Here is a 17,056-nt window from a genome sequence, read left to right as displayed (position 1 = left end):
GTGACGGTGATGGAGCTTTGCTTCCAGTCACCCCGAAATCCTTGCGTCCGCCACCGCCTTCTTGAACAGCGCGTTCATCGCGTCCGAGATGCCTTGCGTCGGGCTCACCTCGAAATACAGCCCCGGCGAGGCACAGCTCTGCATGTTCTGCGCGATCTCGCTGTTCGGCGAGGGGCCGAACGGTCCCTTGTTGAAGGGGTCGATGTAGGTCATGTACCAGGAGTTGGTCGGCAGCTGCAGATAGGTGGTGTAGAGCACCGCGATCTTGATGCCGCGGTTCTTGATGGTGGTGCAGAGCGAGACGTCGATCGGCGACTGGCAGCGTCCGCCGCTCACGACCGGCTTGGAGCAGCCGGTGTTGTACTCGTCGGCGACGCCGTCGGAGACGAAGAACAGATATTTCATCGGCGCCGCCGAGGTGCCGGCGCCCGGCGCGCTGATCGCGCTGTTGATCGCCGGGAAGACCGTGCTGAACTGCGTGTCCTTGTCGGCGGTGTAGGAATCGTTGTTGCCGTAGACGCCCATCAGGTCGATGGAGCCTGCCGCCGTCTTCGCGCTCGACAGGCTTGCCGACAGTGAGAACAGCGCGCGCAGGCCGATGGTCTTCGACGAAGCGCCGAAATCGTAGATCGCCATGCGGAACTGGTTCGAATAGGTCTCGGTGGCACCCGCCGTGTCCATCAGCGACTGGGTCGCGCTGCGCAGCACGTCGATCCGCGTCGTCACCCCGAGCGTCTTGGCGAGGTTGTAGTAGTTGTTCGCGTCGTTGTAGTCGTGACAGGCGAAGGCGCATTTGTCGGACGTGTTGTTGACCATCTTGCTGACGTCCGCCGGCGTCGCCGCCACGCCCATCGACGGCGAATTGTCCAGCAGGAGGTAGAAGTCGACATAGAGCGGCATGGTCGCTGTCGCGGTCGACGTCCCGCTCATGGTCAGCGCGGTCTTGCCGATGACGCCGAGGAACATGGTGTTGATGGTGCCGGTGAACGAAACCGTCGAGGTGACGGTCGAGCCGGACTTGACCACCGTCGGCGTGACGCTGTTCAGCGTATAGCCGGTCAGGTTGGCGACGTTGGCATTGAAGATGTTCGTTGCGTCGGTGACGCCGGCCGGGATCGCGCCGTCCGAGGTCATCGAGCCCGCGGCGGCAAAGGCCGGCGAAGTCTTGCCGACCGAGCCGACGCTGGCCGCATCGGCCGCGGCCTGGAGCTTGGACCGGACCTGCGTCGCGCGGGAGTAATCGACCGCGCAGCCGACCACCGTGATCAGGGGAACGCAGCAGAATGCGAAGATCACCGCGACATTGCCGCGCCGGTCGCGGACGAGACGGCGCATCATCGAGCAAATCGCAGCGCGCATGGGTCGGGCCCCGGAATGGTTCAATCGTTTCCACTCTAGGAACCGTCGATTAAATATGACTTATGGGAGCCGTAGAAACGCGGGCCGCGACGGAGTTAACGAACCGTTACGGCCCATCCTCAGCGAGCGACTTCAGGCATGGCCGATCTCAAACTGACACTGGTGGTGGCCTGCGCGCTGGTGGACGCCGACAAGCGCGTCCTGATCGCGCAGCGCCCCGAAGGCAAGACACTGGCCGGCCTGTGGGAATTCCCCGGCGGCAAGCTCGAGCCGGGCGAGCGGCCGGAGCAGAGCCTGATCCGAGAACTGCACGAGGAGCTCGGCATCACCGTCGCCGAGCCGTGCCTGGCGCCGCTGACCTTCGCCAGCTACGGCTACGAGACGTTTCATCTGTTGATGCCGCTCTACATCTGCCGGCGCTGGGAAGGGATGGTGACTGCACGCGAGGGCCAGAACCTCGCCTGGGTCCGCGCCAACAAGCTGCGCGATTACCCGATGCCGCCCGCGGATATTCCGCTGATCCCGCATTTGATTGATTTGCTGATGTGACGATGCCCTTGCATCGCCCCGGAATGACCAACTAACTCTTCCCCGCCTTCTTCACCGCCTCCGCCAGGCTCGCCTTGGCCGAGCCCGGCTTCAGCGGCTGCTGCTGGCTCGCATGGGGTGCCCAGCCGGAGAGCCAGATGATGTCGAATGTCGCACGGATGCGGCCGTCGGCATCGGCAAAGCGCTCGGCATAGATTTCGGCCATCCGCAACAACGTCGCCCGCCGGCTCGGTGTGCGGCGGCGTTCGATCAGCACATTGGCCGCACCCATGCGGCGAAGATCCTGCATCAGTGCGAACGCATTGCCATAGCGCACCACGACGCGATCGACATCGGTCACCGGCAGCGCGAAACCGGCCCGCTGCAGAAGCGCGCCGATGTCGCGCAAATCGGCGAATGGCGCGACGCGCGGCGACACACCACCCTCGCATTCGGCTTCCGCTGCGGCAAAGGCCTGCCGCAGCTCGGTCAGGCTGTCGCCACCGATCATCGCAGCGAGCAGCAAGCCATCCGGCTTCAGCGCGCGGCGGATTTGCGCGAGCACGCCCGGCAGGTCGTTGACGAATTGCAGCGCCAGCGCCGAGACGACGAGATCGAGGCTATCAGGCGCGAAAGGCAGTTTCTCCGCGCCGGCCGCGTCGAGCGCAATCCGTTCGATGGAGGAAAGCCGCGCGCGCAATGCCGCCAGGCCGTCGCCGGGCGTCCAAAGATCGACCGGGGCGTGAAACTCCCGCATCACCGCCGCCAACCGGTCGGACATGTCCTCGGCGACACGATCGAGCAGGAAGCTCACAGGACCTTGCGCCTGCGCGCGCCGCTGCCGCGCATGCAGCAAGGCACGATCGAACAGGGCGGGAGGGGTTTGCGGGTTCTGAGCCATGCCGCTGGTTACGCCGATCGCGGCGGTTCTGGCAATCTCCTCGGCGCGCCCGGGGCACGAGACCGGCGCTCCCGGCTTGAGCCTGCTGTGGTAGGGCGCTAGCCTTCCGGGCTCGTGGCACGCTGGAGCATCACGCGATGATCACTTGTTACCTGCGATACGAGGTCCCTTCGGACAAGGTCGCCGAATTCGAGGCTTACGGCAGGATGTGGCTGGAATTACTGCCAAGATTCGGTGGCGTCCACCATGGGTACTTCCTGCCGTCGGAAGGGGCGAGCGACGTCGCGCTGGCGATGTTCAGCTTCCCGAGCTTCGCGGCCTACGAGCAATATCGGAAAGACAGCGCCGCAGATCCGGACGTCCAGAAGGCGATCGCCTTCGCAAGAGAAACACGCTGCTTCCGCCGTTATGAGCGGTCGTTCTTCCGACCTGTGCTCCCGAAAGAGCCATAGCTCGATGGACGCCGAGGCATCGCGCTCTATTGCCAGCCATCTGCGCGGCGCGCTTGGCGCCTGCCGCGACGCGCTTGCGCATCTTCCGCGGCTCGCCCTCGACATCGCGCTGCCGACGCTGTGCGTGTCCTGCCGCGAGCCGGTCGACGGCGAGGGCGTCTGTGCGGCGTGCTGGGCGCGGCTGTCGTTCATCGAGCGGCCCTATTGTCCGCGGCTCGGCATTCCCTTCGTCTACGATCCCGGCCCCGACATGCTGTCGATGGAGGCGATCGCGAGCCCACCGGCCTACCAGCGTGCCCGCGCGGCGGTGCGCTATGACGACGTCGCGCGTACGCTGGTGCATGCGCTGAAATACCAGGACCGCACCGACCTGGCGCCGGCCATGGGCTGCTGGATGGCGCGCGCGGGCGGCGAGCTGCTGGCCGGCGCCGACATGCTGGTGCCGGTGCCCCTGCATTGGCGGCGGGCCTGGCGCCGCCGCTACAACCAGTCCGGAGCGCTGGCGCGCGTGATCGAGCGGCAGAGCGGGGTGAAGGTCAGAGGCGACGTGCTGCGGCGGGTGCGCGCCACCGAGCAGCAGATCGGCCTGTCGCGGGCCCAGCGCGCCACCAATGTGCAGGGCGCATTCCAGGTATCTCCGGACCGTCAGGCCGAAATCCAGGGCCGCCGCCTCGTCCTGATCGACGATGTCCTGACCTCGGGTGCGACATTAGATGCCTGCGCGCGCGCCCTGCTCCGCGCCAAGGCGGCCCAGGTTGACGTGCTGGTGTTCGCCCGGGTTGTGGAGATCCGGTGAAGTCCCATATAATTCAATGAATTCATGACATGAAAGCGCCAGACGAGATGACTGCTGCTGTCGAGATCTACACCCGGCCGGGCTGCGGCTATTGCTCCGCCGCGAGGTCCCTGCTGACCCGCAAGAAGGCGACCTTCGCCGAGTTCGACGTCGCCAAGAACCCAACCTGGCGCCAGGAGATGTACGACCGCGCTGGCGACGGCTCGACCTTCCCGCAGATCTGGATCGGCGGCACCCATGTCGGCGGCTGCGACGACCTCTACGCGCTGGACCGCGAAGGCAAGCTCGACGGCCTGCTCGAAAGCGTGAAGGCGGTATCATGAGCGAGAACAGGACCTTTACCGCCGCGATGGTGCAGATGCGCACCGGCCTGTTGCCGGAGCCCAGCCTTGCGCAGGCCACAAGGCTGATCCGGCAGGCGGCGGCGGGCGGCGCCGATTACGTGCAGACGCCCGAGGTCAGCAACATGATGCAGCTGAACCGCAAGGCGCTGTTCGAGCATCTGCAGAGCGAAGAGGACGACACCTCGCTGAAGGCCTACCGCGCGCTGGCGGCGGAGCTGAAGATCCACATCCATGTCGGCTCGCTGGCGCTGCGCTTCTCGCCGGAGAAGGCGGTCAACCGCTCCTTCCTGATCGGGCCCGAGGGCAACGTGCTCGCGAGCTACGACAAGATCCACATGTTCGACATCGAGCTGCCGGACGGCGAGAGCTATCGCGAATCCGCCAATTACCAGCCCGGCGAGACCGCCGTGATCTCCGACCTGCCCTGGGGCCGGGTGGGCTTAACGATCTGCTACGACGTGCGCTTCCCCGCGCTGTACCGCGCGCTGGCCGAGAGCGGCGCCTACTTCATCACGGTGCCCTCCGCCTTCACCCGCAAGACCGGTGAAGCGCATTGGCACGTGCTGCTGCGTTCCCGCGCAATCGAGACCGGCTGCTTCATCTTTGCCGCGGCGCAGGCAGGCACCCACGAGAACAAGCGCGAGACCTATGGTCACTCGCTGATCATCGATCCCTGGGGCGAGATCCTCGCCGAGGGCGATGTCGAGCCCGGCATCATCATGGCGAAGATCGACCCGGCCAAGGTCGAGACCGCGCGCCGCGCAATTCCGTCGCTCCAGCACGGCCGCCGCTTCGGCGTCGCCGACCCCAAGGCCGGGCCGGATCATCTGCACCTCGTACGGGGATCGGCATGATCCGCTATGCGCTCCATTGCGACCGCAACCACGCCTTCGAGAGCTGGTTCCAGAGCTCGTCGGCCTATGAGTCGCAGGTAAAGCGCAAGCTCGTGACCTGCCCGATCTGCGGCTCGGCCAAGGTCGACAAGGCGATCATGGCCCCGCGCATCGTCGGCAAGAAGGGCCGCGGGCGCGCCACGCCGCCGCCGGAACCCGTGGCTACGACCACGCCCGAGGCTGCGCCGTCAGGGCCGACCTCGCTGCTGATGTCGCAGGAGCGCGAGCTGCGCGCCAAGCTCAAGGAGCTGCGCGATCACATCGTCAAGAACGCCGACAATGTCGGCGAGCGCTTTGCCAACGAGGCCCGCGCGATGCATTACGGCGACAAGGAGCACCGCCCGATCTATGGCGAGGCTTCGCCCGAAGAGGCGAAGTCGCTGATCGACGAAGGCATCGAGGTCTCGCCGCTGCCGACGCTGCCGGAAGACCGGAACTAGGCCCCCACCAGCACCGCCACGCCGATCACGATCAGCGCGATGCCGATAAGCTCGCGCGGCGCGATCGGCTGCTTGAACGAGTAGTAGGCCACGCCTTGCGCGAACAGCACCTCGATCAAGGCGAGCGTGCGGACATTGGCGGCGGCCGTCAGCGCGAACGCCAAAAACCAGAACTGCGAGGCGAAGGCGCCGGTGAAGCCCGCGAGCATCGACGGCCGCCACATGCCGAGGATGCCGCGCAGCACGTCCGGCGCGCGCCAAAGCAGGTAGATCGTCAGCACCAGCGTCTGCACGAACAGACCGAGCACCAGCGTGAATGACGAGGCCGTCACGAACGACACGTTCGGCACGGTGATGATCGCGCCGCGAAAACCGACCGCGGAGAGCGCGAACGCCGCTGCGGCGACGAGGCCGGTGATGGTCGGCTTCAATTCCGCAAAACTCTTCTCCCCGCCGGGGCGCAGCGCGGTGATGACGACACCGACGGTCGCGATCACGATCGCCAGCACCTTCAACCAGGTCAGGTGATCGCCGAGGAAGACGAAGCCGAAGATCGCGGTCTGGATCGCCTCGGTCTTGAGGTAGGCCGTCGTCACCACGAAGGAGCGGTCGTTCATCGCGAGCAGCATCAGTCCGGTCGCGACGATCTGGCTGAGTGCCCCAAGCAGCAGCCACGGCCAGAACACGGCCGGCGGCATGCCGATGTGATCGCCGGTCGCGACCAGCACCACGCCGAGGAACAGCAGCGAGAACGGGAAGCCGAACAGGAAGCGGATATTGGTCGCGCCCCAGGTCCCCAGCGGCTTCGTCAACGACCGCTGCATCGCATTGCGCGCGACCTGGCCGAGCGCAGCAATGACGGTGAAGGGAATCCAGAGGCTGGTGACGGTGAGCATGGGGGTGGGGCTATTGCAGGAAGGGTGAGGCCAACCTGCAAGCTGCAGCCCACGCGGTCAACCGCAGGGATGTCATGGGAGCGATGCTCACGCCACCAAACTCCGCCGTCGTCCTGGACAAGCGAAGCGCAGATCCAGGACCCATTACCCCAGGGGGTGGTTTGGCGATGACTCGTGGTTACGCGTCTCGCGCTACAACCTCTCCCTGGGGTAATGGGTCCTGGCTTTCGCCAGGACGACACCGTCCTTGTTGCTGCAGCAAACCTCCTGCAGGCAGCTCAGTGAACTGCGCGCCCTCACACCATCCCTTCCGCCACCACCATGTAATTCACGTCCATGTCGGACGAGAGCGCCCATTTGTCGGCGAAGGGTGAGTAGACGACGCCGGTCTGCTCGGTGATGACGAGGCGGTTGTCGAGCAGATATTTCGTCAGCTCGTCGGGGGTGACGAACTTGTTCCATTCGTGGGTGCCGCGCGGCAGCCAGCGCAGGACGTATTCCGCGCCGACGATGGCGAGCGCAAAGCTCTTCCAGTTCCGGTTCAGCGTCGAGACCACCATCAGCCCGTTCGGCTTCAGCATCGCGGCGCAGCGCTTGAGGAACATGCCGACGTCGACGACGTGCTCGACCACCTCCATCGCCAGCACGATGTCAAAGCGCTCGCGCGGATCGATCTCCTCCACCGTGGTGCAGCGATAATCGATCGCAAGATGGCTCTTGTCGGCATGCAGCTTTGCCGCTGCGATGTTGCTCACCGAGGGATCGACGCCGATGACCTGCGCGCCCAGCCGCGACAGCGGCTCGCAGAGCAGGCCGGCGCCGCAGCCGATGTCCAGCACGCGCAAACCGGCGAGGCAGTTGAGGCTGCGCACGTTGCGCTCGAACTTGCGGCAGGCCGCGTCGCGGATATAGCCGAGCCGCAGCGGGTTGATCCGGTGCAGCGGCGCCATCTTGCCCTTGGGATCCCACCACTCCGCCGAGAGTTTTGAGAATTTCGCGATCTCGGCGGCGTCGACGGTCGAGCCCGGCTGGGCGGAGAGGGAAGTATTTTGCTGCATGCTCATGGTTACGCGCGGTCCTACCGCGTGGTGATCGAACTACGGAAGGCGAGCGGCGAGGCGATGGTCCTGATCGTCTCGATCCCCTCGCCGACGCCGCGAATCGTCACGTCGCCGTAGTTGAGAATACGTCCAAGAATGGTCTGATCGACGTCGACGCTCTCGACCTTGTCCAGCGCCATCTCGAAGGTGCGGCGCTTGATGAATCCGGTCTTGTGCACGACCCGCAAGTTGGTGACGTCGGTCTCGGTGGTGAAGCGATGGAACCAGCCCTTGAGGGTCCAATACGAGGCCGCCAGAGCCGCTAGGCCCGCAGCTACGAGGCAAAGCAAGACAAGCCCATCGGCGGTAGCCTGCCGGGACAGGACGAACAGGACCAGCGCCAGGATCCAGGCCACAATCGCCGGAATATAGAAGATCCAGTGCGCGTTGGTCGAATACAGCACCCGCTCGCCCGGCTGCAGGATCTCGTCGATATAGCGCGCCATGATCTCGGTTAACCCACTCCCCCGACCTGCCCCCGCAGGAACCCGCTTGCCCCCGGCCCCGCCGCTCTGTATACGCGCGGTCGGTGTCCGCAGGCCCATCCGGTGCGGGTCACCATACTGATCCTTATGAGGGAATGCACGCGTCGTCATGAGCCGCCTCGTGATGAAATTCGGCGGCACATCCGTCGCCAACATCGAACGCATCCGCAACGTCGCACGCCATGTGAAGCGTGAGGTCGACGCCGGCCATGAAGTGGCCGTGGTCGTCTCGGCGATGTCGGGCAAGACCAACGAGCTGGTGGCCTGGTGCACCGAGGCCTCGCCGATGCACGACGCGCGCGAATACGACGCCGTCGTCGCCTCAGGCGAGCAGGTCACGTCCGGTCTGCTTGCCATCGTGCTGCAGAGCATGGGCATCCAGGCCCGCTCCTGGCAGGGCTGGCAGATCCCGATCAAGACCAGCGACGCCCATGCCTCGGCCCGGATCGAGGACATCGACGGCAGCGAGATCATCAAGCGCTTTAGAGAGCGCAAGGAGGTCGCTGTCATCGCCGGCTTCCAGGGCATCAACGCCGAAACGGGCCGCATCACCACGCTCGGCCGCGGCGGCTCCGACACCTCGGCCGTGGCGGTCGCGGCAGCCGTCAAGGCGGACCGCTGCGACATCTACACCGACGTCGATGGCGTCTATACTACTGACCCGCGAATCGTGCCGAAGGCCAAGAGGCTCGACAAGATCGCATTCGAGGACATGCTGGAACTGGCCTCGCAGGGCGCGAAAGTGCTCCAGGTCCGCTCGGTGGAACTCGGCATGGTCCACAACATGCCGATCTTCGTCCGATCGAGCTTCGACAAGCCCGAGGATATCGACCCGCATGCCAACCAGCCGCCCGGCACGCTGATCTGCGGCGAGGAGGAGATCATGGAAAACCACGTCGTTACCGGTATCGCCTTTTCGAAGGACGAGGCCCAGATCTCGGTGCGCCAGATCCAGGACAAGCCGGGCGTTGCGGCCTCGATCTTCGGCCCGCTGGCGGACGCCAACATCAACGTCGACATGATCGTGCAGAACGTTTCCGAGGACGGCAAGACCACCGATCTCACCTTCACGGTCCCGGCCGCCGACTACACCCGCGCCAAGGACACGATTACCGCCGCCAAGGCCAAGATCGGTTATGCACGGCTGGATACCGCCACCGATGTTGCGAAAATCTCGGTGATCGGCAGCGGCATGCGCAGCCATGCCGGCGTCGCCGCCCAGGCGTTCTCGGCCCTCGCAGGGCGGAATATCAACATCCGGGCCATTACAACCTCCGAGATCAAATTCTCGGTTTTGATCGACACCGCCTATACCGAGCTGGCGGTGCGCACCCTGCATACGCTCTACGGCCTCGATCAGGCCTAGGCTAATTTTCTCTTAGCGGTCGCAGCAAACGCGAAGGTGTACACACCTTCGCGTTTGGCAGGCGTTTTGCTTGGCAAAACAAGCCCCAATTCGCTATACGCGGACAGGGTGGGCTGCCGGAAACTGTGCCCCAGTTCAGGCGGTGCTGATTCGGCTCCGGCAACCGCCGGGGCCGGCGCCGGACGAGCAAATTTGTTGTTTTTCTGGATTTCGGGCGAGCCGCCGCGGGCCCTTTCGGCCCCGGCAGACGGAGGAGATTGACGGTACATGCGGAGCGCGTCGGGAGGTCCCCGCGTCTTGTTGAGACGGCTCCGCGAAACCATGGCGGAGCAGGTCTCGGCCCAGGAGCGGCTGGACAAGATTGTGGTGCTGATCGCCGCCAACATGGTGGCCGAGGTGTGCTCGGTCTACGTGCTGCGCGTCGACAACACGCTCGAGCTCTACGCCACCGAAGGTCTCAACCGCGAGGCTGTGCACCATACCGTGCTCAGCGCCCATGAGGGCCTGGTCGGCCTCGTCGCCAGCGAGGCGACCCCGCTCAACCTCAGCGATGCGCAGAGCCATCCGGCCTTCTCGTTCCGCCCCGAGACCGGCGAAGAAATCTACCACTCCTTCCTCGGCGTGCCGATCCTGCGCGCCGGCAACACGCTCGGCGTGCTGGTGGTGCAGAACCGCGCCAAGCGCAACTATGTCGAGGAAGAGCTCGAGGCGCTACAGACCACCGCGATGGTGCTGGCGGAACTGATCGCCTCCGGCGAGCTGTCGGCACTGGCGCAGCCCGGCCTCGAGCCGGCCGCGCGCCATTCGGCGCAGAAGGTCGGCGCGATCCTGTCGGAAGGAATCGCGCTCGGCCATGTCGTGCTGCACGAGCCGCGCGTCGTCATCAAGGACTACATCGCAGAGGACCTGCCGAAGGAAATCAAGCGGCTCGACACCGCGTTGGCAAAACTGCGCGCCGATCTCGACCGCATGCTGGAGCGCGGCGACGTCGCCGAGGGCGGCGAGCACCGCGAGGTGCTGGAAGCCTACCGCATGTTCGCCAACGACCAGGGCTGGTCGCACAAGCTGCACGAGGCGGTCGCCACCGGCCTCACCGCGGAAGCCGCGGTCGAGCGCGTGCAGTCCGACACCCGCGCGCGCATGCTGCGCTCGACCGATCCCTATTTGCGCGACCGGCTGCATGATCTCGAGGATCTCGGCTACCGCCTGATGCGGCAGCTGGTCGGCCAGGATCACGCGCCCTCACGTGAACAGCTGCCCGACAACGCCATCGTCATCGCCCGCGCGATGGGCCCCGCGGCGCTGCTCGACTACGACCGCAAGCGCCTGCGCGGCATCGTGCTGGAGGAAGGCACCGCCAACTCCCACGTCTCGATCGTGGCGCGCGCGCTCGGAATTCCCGCGGTCGGCGAGGTGCCGAACGCGCCCGGTATCGCCGATCCCGGCGATGCCATCATCGTCGACGGCACGTCCGGCTCGATCTATGTGCGTCCGTCGCAGGAGATCGAGGCCGCCTTCGCCGAGCGCGTGCGCTTCCGCGCCCGCCGCCAGGCGCAGTATCTGGCGCTGCGCGACCGGCCCTGCGTCACCAGGGACGGCCAGAAGGTCGAGCTGATGATCAACGCGGGTCTTGCGATCGACCTGCCGCATATCGAGGACACCGGCAGCGCCGGCATCGGCCTGTTCCGCACCGAGCTGCAATTCATGGTCGGCCAGAGCCTGCCGCGCACCAGCGACCAGCTCGCGCTCTATCGCACCGTGCTGGATGCCGCCGGACCTAAGCCCGTCACCTTCCGCACCCTCGACATCGGCGGCGACAAAGCGCTGCCCTATATGGAAGCGGTAATCGAGGAAAATCCCGCACTCGGCTGGCGCGCGATCCGGCTCGGGCTGGACCGTCCCGGCCTGTTGCGCGGCCAGATCCGCGCGCTCTTGCGCGCCGGCGGTGGCCGCGCGCTGCGCATCATGTTCCCGATGATCTCTGAGGTCGCCGAATTCGACTCGGCGAAGGCGCTGGTCGAGCGCGAGCTGACTTATCTGCGCCAGCACGGCCACACGCTGCCTGAAAGAATCGACATCGGCACCATGGTCGAAGTGCCCGCGCTGCTCTACCAGCTCGACGAGCTCCTGAAGAAGGTCGATTTCATCTCGGTCGGCTCCAACGATCTGTTCCAGTTCCTGTTCGCGGTCGACCGCGGCAATGCCAAGGTCTCCGAGCGCTTCGACACCATGTCGGCGCCGATCCTGCGCGCGCTGCGCGACATCGCGCGCAAGGCGCAAGGCGCGCAGAAGTCGCTCTCGCTCTGCGGCGAGATGGCCTCCAAGCCGATCGGCGCGCTGGCGCTGATCGCGCTCGGCTATCGCTCGCTGTCGCTCTCGGCGACCGCGCTCGGCCCGGTCAAGGCGATGGTGCTCGATCTCGATGCCAAGAAGGCCGAAGCGATGCTCGGCCCGCTCCTCGACGCGCCCGCGGGCAGCGTCTCGATCCGGCAGAAGCTGACGGAATTTGCCGAGGCCGAGGGCCTTGCGTTGTAGCGGGCCTGTCGCCCGCTCCCCGCCGCCCTCGCCTCCTTCCGCCCTTTGAGACTGAACCGATGTCGTCACTCCCCGAAGCCAAACTGGACGTCCTGCTCGCGCATCACGCCTCGCTCGAGGCCGAATCGCTGGGGCAGCTCGCCTCCGAACGCTATGTGCAGATCACGCGCGAGCTGGCCGAGATCACGCCGCTGATCGAGGCGGTCAAAGCCTATCGGTCTGCCGTCAAGGAGCTCGCCGATACCGAGGCGCTGATCGCCGATCCCGCGACGGATGCGGAGATGCGCGGCATGGCGGAAGCCGAGCGCGACGAGCTGACGCCAAGGATCGAGGAGCTGGTCCAGAAGATCCGCGTCGCGCTGTTGCCCAAGGACGCCATGGACGACCGCAACGTGATGCTGGAAATCCGTGCCGGCACCGGAGGCGACGAGGCTTCGCTGTTCGCCGGCGACCTGTTCCGGATGTACGAGCGTTTCGCCGGCTTGCAGGGCTGGAAGGTCGAGGTGATCTCGGCGAGCGAAGGCACCGTCGGCGGCTACAAGGAAATCATCGCGGAGGTGCAGGGCCGCGGCGCGTTCTCGAAGCTGAAATTCGAATCCGGCGTGCATCGCGTGCAGCGCGTGCCCGATACCGAGACGCAAGGGCGCATCCACACGTCGGCCGCTACCGTCGCGGTGCTGCCGGAGGTCGAGGATGTCGACGTCGACATCAAGAACGACGACCTGCGCATCGAGACCATGCGCGCGCAGGGCGCCGGCGGCCAGCACGTCAACAAGACCGAATCGGCGATCCGCATCACCCACATTCCGACCGGCATCGTGGTGATGATGCAGGACAGCCGCTCGCAGCACAAAAACCGCGCCTCGGCCATGAACATCCTGCGCTCGCGCATCTACGACGCCGAGCGCCAGCGCGTCGACGCCGCGCGCTCGGCCGAGCGCAAGGAGAAGGTCGGCTCCGGCGACCGCTCCGAGCGCATCCGCACCTACAACTTCCCGCAAGGGCGCGTCACCGACCACCGCATCAACCTGACGCTCTACAAGCTGCCGCAGGTGATCGCCGGCGAAGCGCTGGGCGAATTGATCGACGCGCTGACCACCGAGCACCAGGCCGCGCAGCTCGCCGCGCAAGGCGCGGCGGCGTGACGCGCCGCGTGAGCAACGCCTTCACCGGACAATCGATCGAGAGCTCACGCCGCGCGCTGGCGGCGGAGCTGCGATCCGCACAGCTCGACGAAGCCGAACTCGACGCCCGCATGCTGATCGGTGCAGCCCTCGGCCTCGATCTCACCGGCCTGATTGCGCAGGCCTCCCGCCTCCTCACGAGCTCCGAGGCGCTACAGCTCGCGCAATATGCAGAGCGCCGGATCGCGGGCGAACCGGTGGCGCGCATTCTCGGCGTGCGCGAATTCTGGGGCCTGCCGTTTCGCCTCTCGGAGGCGACCCTGGTCCCGCGTCCCGACACCGAAACGGTGGTCGAGCGCGCGCTCGAGCTTTTTCGCGAGCAGAAAATCCACCGGCCCCGCATCGCCGATATCGGCACCGGCTCAGGCGCGATCCTGCTGGCGCTGCTGCACGAGATCCCCGATGCCTTCGGTGTCGGCACCGATCTCAGCCTCACCGCTCTCGGCACCGCGCGGGGCAATGCCGCCGCCCTCGGCCTCGGCAACCGTTCTGCCTTCGTCGCCTGCTCCTATCTGGCGGCGCTCTCGGGTCCATTCGATCTCATCGTGTCGAACCCGCCCTATATTCCCTCGGCCGAAATTCCGAAATTGAGCATCGAAGTGCGTGAGCACGATCCGCATCTGGCCCTCGACGGCGGCAATGACGGATACGACGCCTACCGGGTCCTGACGCCGCAGGCGGCCGCGCGCCTCGCCCCCGGCGGGGCCCTGATCGTCGAGGCCGGACAGGGCCAGGCCCGAAATATTGAAACCTTGATGGCCGCTGCCGCGTTAGTGGTGGACAGGCCACCCAAGGCCGATTTGGCGGGTATCTCACGGGCCGTTTCGGCCCGAAAAATGCCCCCATAAAAGCCGGATTGGTCTGTAAAAAGCTCTTGGAATATCCCTTGGGAACGACTACGTTCCGATCAACACATCGGTGCCGGCCCCGTAGACCTACGGGTGAAAGCCGGGCTCTCGGGCGAGAGCTTTACTGATTAAAGGTTCCAAGCCGCAGGGTTGAGCGCGATGGCCAGCGAGCTGCGCTGCTCTCCGACCGCAACGTGAACGAAAGCCTGATATTGCGCTTGAAGACTTACGCAAGAAAGCTGGGCTTGTTTCGGCAGGCGATATGAATGGGTTCGCTGGCAATGAATGCTGGCGGGTGGGGAACGCGTCTTTGTTGAACGCGACGGTCGACGAACATTGGCAGGGTTCAATCCGCTCTCGTGCGCGGTGCGTACGAGCGATGTGAACCGCTGTCACCAGGTCAGTCTCAGCAATCAGTAATGCGTGCAACCTTTAGGGCTGGAATTAAAGGCAGGACATGAGAAACGGTCAGAACAAGCAGCGGATGCGCAACCGCAACAACAATAACAACAACAACAACCGGCGCGGCCAGAACCCGATGACCCGGGTCTACGAGTCCAACGGTCCCGACATCAAGATCCGCGGCACAGCCTCGCATATCGCCGAGAAGTATCTGCAGCTCGCGCGCGATGCGCGCTCCTCCGGCGACCCCGTTGCGGCCGAGAACTACTACCAGCACGCCGAGCACTATTTCCGCTTGATCGCGGCCGCCCAGGAGCAGTTCCGCCAGAACCAGCAGCCGCGTGGCGACGAGCCGATCAGCAACACCAGCGGCGACGACAGCGAGGACGACGGCGAGAATTTCTCGGCGTTCGGCCAGGAGCCGGGCTTCGTTCCGCAGCCGCCGCAGCAGCAGCCCTTCATGCGCGACCGCGACGGCCAGCGCGATCATCACCAGCGTGATCACCAGCAGCGCGACAATCAGCAGCCCTATCAGCGCGACAACCAGCAACCGCGCGAGCACCGCGAACGCGATCATCGCCCGCAGCCGCAATATCAGCCGCAGCCGCAACCCGCGAACCAGCCGCAGCCCGTCATCGCCGATGCCGGCAGCGTGGACCGCCTGCCCTCCTTCATCACCGGCGCACAGCCGCAGGTGAATGGCGCCCAGGGCGGCTTTGAAGGCGGCGGTGGCGGCGGCGAACGCTTTCCGCGCCGTCGGCGCCGGCCGCATGGGCCGCGTCCCGATCGTGAAGCGGCTCCGGCCGCATCCAGCGACGAGGTCGCCTCCGGCGAGTGAGCCTCTTCTGATTTTCTGCTCTGCAATCGTCCCGGCCTCGCGCCGGGACGATTTGTTTCAGCTGCGCGTCACTGTCGTCGAGGACGGCACCAGCACCGGCTTGCCCAGCGAGGGAATCAGCCGCGCCCGCTCGCGCTTGGCGGGGATCGCGCGATAGACCTGCTTGGTCGCCTCGACGATGTGCACACCCGCAAACGGCAGCGACAGCGCCGCGCCGGCACGCTCCCACATCTGCGCGGATTTCAGCACCCAGCCGCCGGCATAGGGCGGCATGAACAGCGCCTCGCCCCAGGCCGTCGGCGTGAACCAGGTCTGGCGCAACAGATCAGTGATCTGCGAGCGCGAATAGGGCCGGCCGTGACCGAACGGCGTGCTGTCGGTGCGGGTCCATACGCCGCGCCGGTTCGGGATCACCGCGATGACGCGGCCCGAGCCCGACAGCACCCGCCACACCTCGCGCAGCAGCGCGGCCGGATCGTCCGACATCTCCAGCGCATGGACCAGCAGGATGCGGTCGACCGCGGCGTCGGGAAGCGGCAGCGAGAACTCATCGACCAGCGAGGCCAGCGCCGGCCGGCCCGTCGGCCATTTCAGGACACCCTGGGCCGCCGGCATGAAGGCGAGGCAGCGCTCGGCGTCTTCGCGGAACAACCCCAGATAGGGCGTCGGATAGCCGATACCGAGCACCCGCTGACCCTCGGCGCCCGGCCAGCGCTCCCGGATGCCGCGATTGATCATTTGCCGCGCCACGATGCCGAGGCGGCGGGAATAGAACTCGCGGAGGTCGACGACATCGATTGTCATGATGGCAATGTACCATGCGCGAGGGCACGCCTGCGCGCGGAATATTGCATTGCCTGCGCAACGTTAACGCCATATTTGTCTGGCGGGGCTGAGCGCGATGGAGAGGTCATGGCCGCCGAAATTCGTACTTTCACCTGTTTAAACGACAATTTCGGTTATCTGATCCACGATGTGGAAACCAAGGCGACGGCGTCGATCGACGCGCCCGAGGCCGGCCCGATCCTGAAGGCGCTGGAGCGCGAGGGCTGGCAGCTCACCGACATCCTGATCACCCATCATCATGGCGATCACGTCGGCGGGGTCGCCGAACTCAAGCAGAAATACAATTGCCGCGTCGTCGCGCCGCATGACAAGACGACCAAGATCGCCAACGTCGACCTGCGCGTCGCCAATGCCGACGTCGTCAAGATCGGCAATCTGCTGGCGCGCGTCGTGGAGACGCCCGGCCACACGCTCGACCACATCTCCTACGTGTTCGACAATGAGAAAACGGTGTTCGCCGCCGACACGCTGTTCTCGATCGGCTGCGGCCGCGTGTTCGAGGGCACCTATCCGATGATGTGGGATTCGCTGTTGAAGCTGCGGGCGCTGCCCGACGACTTCAAGCTCTATTGCGGCCACGAATACACCGCGTCCAACGTCAAGTTCGCCCTCACCGTCGACCCCGACAATACGGCGCTGCAGGCTCGCGCGGCGGAGGTGGCCAAGCTCCGCGCCGAGAACAAGCCGACCATTCCCTCGCTGCTCGGTGACGAGAAGCGCGCCAACGTGTTCCTCCGCGCCGATGAGCCGTCGGTTGCAGCCAGGCTCCACATGAAAGGCGCAGATGGCGCCACGGTGTTCGGCGAGCTCCGCGAGCGCAAGAACAAGTCCTGAAGAACAAGT

At 65.7% G+C, this 17,056-nt stretch carries 18 protein-coding genes; 12 read left to right on the top strand and 6 right to left on the bottom strand.

The features are described from left to right. Window positions 1-27: 27 nt before the first annotated feature. The gene (locus QA649_RS03370) at window positions 28-1,359 is read right to left on the bottom strand and encodes a TadE/TadG family type IV pilus assembly protein (RefSeq protein ID WP_283022959.1); all 1,332 of its coding nucleotides are present in this window, start codon (window positions 1,357-1,359) and stop codon (window positions 28-30) included. A 138-nt stretch (window positions 1,360-1,497) separates the two neighbouring features. Here QA649_RS03370 and QA649_RS03365 point away from each other — a divergent pair, with 138 nt between their 5' ends. Next, window positions 1,498-1,908 (top strand): (deoxy)nucleoside triphosphate pyrophosphohydrolase, encoded by a 411-nt coding sequence (locus QA649_RS03365; RefSeq protein WP_018643514.1) that lies wholly within the window; start codon window positions 1,498-1,500, stop codon window positions 1,906-1,908. Window positions 1,909-1,939: 31 nt separating this feature from the next. On the opposite strand, the gene QA649_RS03360 is transcribed toward QA649_RS03365, so the two are convergent. Continuing rightward, complete coding sequence (locus QA649_RS03360) at window positions 1,940-2,788, bottom strand: methyltransferase domain-containing protein (protein ID WP_283022958.1); 849 nt, start codon at window positions 2,786-2,788, stop codon at window positions 1,940-1,942. 137 nt (window positions 2,789-2,925) lie between these two features. Here QA649_RS03360 and QA649_RS03355 point away from each other — a divergent pair, with 137 nt between their 5' ends. Genes QA649_RS03355 through QA649_RS03335 form a run of 5 tightly spaced genes read left to right on the top strand, consistent with a single transcriptional unit; the run spans window position 2,926 to window position 5,713 of the window. Next, window positions 2,926-3,240, top strand: coding sequence for an NIPSNAP family protein (locus tag QA649_RS03355; RefSeq protein WP_283022957.1), 315 nt, complete (start codon window positions 2,926-2,928; stop codon window positions 3,238-3,240). A 4-nt stretch (window positions 3,241-3,244) separates the two neighbouring features. After that, window positions 3,245-4,036 carry a ComF family protein gene (locus QA649_RS03350; protein WP_283022956.1) on the top strand — a complete coding sequence of 264 codons (792 nt, stop codon included), beginning with the start codon at window positions 3,245-3,247 and terminating at the stop codon, window positions 4,034-4,036. Window positions 4,037-4,083: 47 nt separating this feature from the next. After that, window positions 4,084-4,359 (top strand): glutaredoxin 3, encoded by a 276-nt coding sequence (gene grxC / locus QA649_RS03345; RefSeq protein ID WP_026312074.1) that lies wholly within the window; start codon window positions 4,084-4,086, stop codon window positions 4,357-4,359. After that, window positions 4,356-5,234 carry a carbon-nitrogen hydrolase family protein gene (locus QA649_RS03340; protein WP_283022955.1) on the top strand — a complete coding sequence of 293 codons (879 nt, stop codon included), beginning with the start codon at window positions 4,356-4,358 and terminating at the stop codon, window positions 5,232-5,234. The genes grxC and QA649_RS03340 overlap by 4 nt, the downstream gene beginning before the upstream one ends. After that, on the top strand, window positions 5,231-5,713 hold the full coding sequence (locus QA649_RS03335; RefSeq protein ID WP_283022954.1) for a DUF1178 family protein: 483 nt from the start codon (window positions 5,231-5,233) through the stop codon (window positions 5,711-5,713). Before QA649_RS03340 ends, QA649_RS03335 begins: the two co-directional genes overlap by 4 nt. Here QA649_RS03335 and QA649_RS03330 read toward each other — a convergent pair. From QA649_RS03330 to QA649_RS03320, 3 genes are all read right to left on the bottom strand, one after another. Then, entirely contained in the window at window positions 5,710-6,609 is a 900-nt protein-coding gene (locus tag QA649_RS03330) for an EamA family transporter (RefSeq protein ID WP_026312075.1), read from the bottom strand. The two genes, QA649_RS03335 and QA649_RS03330, sit on opposite strands and share 4 nt — an antisense overlap. Window positions 6,610-6,905: 296 nt before the next feature. Next, the gene (gene ubiG / locus QA649_RS03325; protein ID WP_283022953.1) at window positions 6,906-7,673 is read right to left on the bottom strand and encodes a bifunctional 2-polyprenyl-6-hydroxyphenol methylase/3-demethylubiquinol 3-O-methyltransferase UbiG; all 768 of its coding nucleotides are present in this window, start codon (window positions 7,671-7,673) and stop codon (window positions 6,906-6,908) included. 14 nt (window positions 7,674-7,687) lie between these two features. Next, window positions 7,688-8,155 carry a PH domain-containing protein gene (locus tag QA649_RS03320; RefSeq protein WP_283022952.1) on the bottom strand — a complete coding sequence of 156 codons (468 nt, stop codon included), beginning with the start codon at window positions 8,153-8,155 and terminating at the stop codon, window positions 7,688-7,690. Window positions 8,156-8,303: 148 nt separating this feature from the next. On the opposite strand from QA649_RS03320, the gene QA649_RS03315 reads away from it, so the two are divergent. From QA649_RS03315 to QA649_RS03295, 5 genes are all read left to right on the top strand, one after another. Continuing rightward, window positions 8,304-9,560, top strand: a complete 1,257-nt coding sequence (locus QA649_RS03315; protein ID WP_130366017.1) for an aspartate kinase — start codon at window positions 8,304-8,306, stop codon at window positions 9,558-9,560. 267 nt (window positions 9,561-9,827) lie between these two features. Further along, window positions 9,828-12,095, top strand: a complete 2,268-nt coding sequence (gene ptsP / locus QA649_RS03310) for a phosphoenolpyruvate--protein phosphotransferase (RefSeq protein WP_283022951.1) — start codon at window positions 9,828-9,830, stop codon at window positions 12,093-12,095. A 59-nt stretch (window positions 12,096-12,154) separates the two neighbouring features. Then, window positions 12,155-13,240, top strand: coding sequence for a peptide chain release factor 1 (prfA, locus tag QA649_RS03305; RefSeq protein ID WP_283022950.1), 1,086 nt, complete (start codon window positions 12,155-12,157; stop codon window positions 13,238-13,240). Between the two features lie 8 nt (window positions 13,241-13,248). Then, window positions 13,249-14,127 carry a peptide chain release factor N(5)-glutamine methyltransferase gene (prmC, locus tag QA649_RS03300; RefSeq protein ID WP_283022949.1) on the top strand — a complete coding sequence of 293 codons (879 nt, stop codon included), beginning with the start codon at window positions 13,249-13,251 and terminating at the stop codon, window positions 14,125-14,127. Between the two features lie 457 nt (window positions 14,128-14,584). Continuing rightward, the gene (locus tag QA649_RS03295; protein WP_145831661.1) at window positions 14,585-15,367 is read left to right on the top strand and encodes a DUF4167 domain-containing protein; all 783 of its coding nucleotides are present in this window, start codon (window positions 14,585-14,587) and stop codon (window positions 15,365-15,367) included. 57 nt (window positions 15,368-15,424) lie between these two features. Here the strand turns inward: QA649_RS03295 and QA649_RS03290 are convergent, their stop codons facing one another. Then, window positions 15,425-16,171, bottom strand: a complete 747-nt coding sequence (locus tag QA649_RS03290) for a class I SAM-dependent methyltransferase (protein WP_260387604.1) — start codon at window positions 16,169-16,171, stop codon at window positions 15,425-15,427. Between the two features lie 108 nt (window positions 16,172-16,279). On the opposite strand from QA649_RS03290, the gene gloB reads away from it, so the two are divergent. Next, complete coding sequence (gene gloB / locus QA649_RS03285; RefSeq protein ID WP_283022948.1) at window positions 16,280-17,047, top strand: hydroxyacylglutathione hydrolase; 768 nt, start codon at window positions 16,280-16,282, stop codon at window positions 17,045-17,047. Window positions 17,048-17,056 lie beyond the last annotated feature (9 nt).

Source organism: Bradyrhizobium sp. CB1717 (genome assembly GCF_029714325.1).
In the GTDB taxonomy this organism is placed as follows: domain Bacteria; phylum Pseudomonadota; class Alphaproteobacteria; order Rhizobiales; family Xanthobacteraceae; genus Bradyrhizobium.
The sequence above is the reverse complement of the archived record's forward strand: the minus strand, read 5'-3'. Positions and strand labels throughout refer to the sequence as shown.

Excerpts from the sequence above, each read along its gene's own strand:
- QA649_RS03330 (WP_026312075.1), bottom strand. The coding sequence starts at position 6,609 with ATGCTCACCGTCACCAGCCTCTGGATTCCCTTCACCGTCATTGCTGCG.
- QA649_RS03360 (WP_283022958.1), bottom strand. The coding sequence starts at position 2,788 with ATGGCTCAGAACCCGCAAACCCCTCCCGCCCTGTTCGATCGTGCCTTG.
- QA649_RS03295 (WP_145831661.1), top strand. The coding sequence starts at position 14,585 with ATGAGAAACGGTCAGAACAAGCAGCGGATGCGCAACCGCAACAACAAT.
- ptsP (WP_283022951.1), top strand. The coding sequence starts at position 9,828 with ATGCGGAGCGCGTCGGGAGGTCCCCGCGTCTTGTTGAGACGGCTCCGC.
- ubiG (WP_283022953.1), bottom strand. The coding sequence starts at position 7,673 with ATGAGCATGCAGCAAAATACTTCCCTCTCCGCCCAGCCGGGCTCGACC.
- QA649_RS03315 (WP_130366017.1), top strand. The coding sequence starts at position 8,304 with ATGAGCCGCCTCGTGATGAAATTCGGCGGCACATCCGTCGCCAACATC.
- QA649_RS03350 (WP_283022956.1), top strand. The coding sequence starts at position 3,245 with ATGGACGCCGAGGCATCGCGCTCTATTGCCAGCCATCTGCGCGGCGCG.
- prfA (WP_283022950.1), top strand. The coding sequence starts at position 12,155 with ATGTCGTCACTCCCCGAAGCCAAACTGGACGTCCTGCTCGCGCATCAC.
- QA649_RS03335 (WP_283022954.1), top strand. The coding sequence starts at position 5,231 with ATGATCCGCTATGCGCTCCATTGCGACCGCAACCACGCCTTCGAGAGC.
- QA649_RS03340 (WP_283022955.1), top strand. The coding sequence starts at position 4,356 with ATGAGCGAGAACAGGACCTTTACCGCCGCGATGGTGCAGATGCGCACC.
- QA649_RS03370 (WP_283022959.1), bottom strand. The coding sequence starts at position 1,359 with ATGCGCGCTGCGATTTGCTCGATGATGCGCCGTCTCGTCCGCGACCGG.
- QA649_RS03320 (WP_283022952.1), bottom strand. The coding sequence starts at position 8,155 with ATGGCGCGCTATATCGACGAGATCCTGCAGCCGGGCGAGCGGGTGCTG.
- QA649_RS03290 (WP_260387604.1), bottom strand. The coding sequence starts at position 16,171 with ATGACAATCGATGTCGTCGACCTCCGCGAGTTCTATTCCCGCCGCCTC.
- QA649_RS03365 (WP_018643514.1), top strand. The coding sequence starts at position 1,498 with ATGGCCGATCTCAAACTGACACTGGTGGTGGCCTGCGCGCTGGTGGAC.
- gloB (WP_283022948.1), top strand. The coding sequence starts at position 16,280 with ATGGCCGCCGAAATTCGTACTTTCACCTGTTTAAACGACAATTTCGGT.
- grxC (WP_026312074.1), top strand. The coding sequence starts at position 4,084 with ATGACTGCTGCTGTCGAGATCTACACCCGGCCGGGCTGCGGCTATTGC.
- QA649_RS03355 (WP_283022957.1), top strand. The coding sequence starts at position 2,926 with ATGATCACTTGTTACCTGCGATACGAGGTCCCTTCGGACAAGGTCGCC.